The following is a 527-nucleotide window of genomic DNA, read 5'->3' on the forward strand; positions in this document are numbered from 1 at the left end:
TGCAATGGCCGTATGGCTGACGACCGCGCACTCGACGACGTACTGACCGAGGTCGGTCCCCGGCTCCGCCGCATCCGCAAGGAGCGCGGGGCCACGCTCGGGGATCTGTCGGCGGCGACCGGGATCTCCGTCTCCACGCTCTCCCGGCTGGAGTCCGGGCACCGCAGGCCCAGTCTGGAGCTGCTGCTGCCGATCGCCCGTGCCCATCAGGTGCCGCTGGACGACCTGGTGGGCGCCCCGCCCGTCGGGTCCGGATTGACAATCCACTTTGCCGATCCTGCAATGGCCGTATGGCTGACGACCGCGCACTCGACGACGTACTGACCGAGGTCGGTCCCCGGCTCCGCCGCATCCGCAAGGAGCGCGGGGCCACGCTCGGGGATCTGTCGGCGGCGACCGGGATCTCCGTCTCCACGCTCTCCCGGCTGGAGTCCGGGCACCGCAGGCCCAGTCTGGAGCTGCTGCTGCCGATCGCCCGTGCCCATCAGGTGCCGCTGGACGACCTGGTGGGCGCCCCGCCCGTCGGG

At 71.9% G+C, this 527-nt stretch carries 1 protein-coding gene and 1 pseudogene; both read left to right on the top strand.

From position 1 onward, the window contains the following. Positions 1-12 precede the first annotated feature (12 nt). A pseudogene (locus ACJA3G_RS38420) lies at positions 13-249 on the top strand (helix-turn-helix domain-containing protein); the annotation flags it as partial. Between the two features lie 5 nt (positions 250-254). Continuing rightward, the coding region (locus ACJA3G_RS38425; RefSeq protein ID WP_406557595.1) for a helix-turn-helix domain-containing protein at positions 255-527 on the top strand (273 nt) is incomplete at its 3' end.

Origin of the sequence: Streptomyces sp. YS-3 (assembly GCF_045257485.1) — a bacterium.
In the GTDB taxonomy this organism is placed as follows: Bacteria; Actinomycetota; Actinomycetes; order Streptomycetales; family Streptomycetaceae; genus Streptomyces.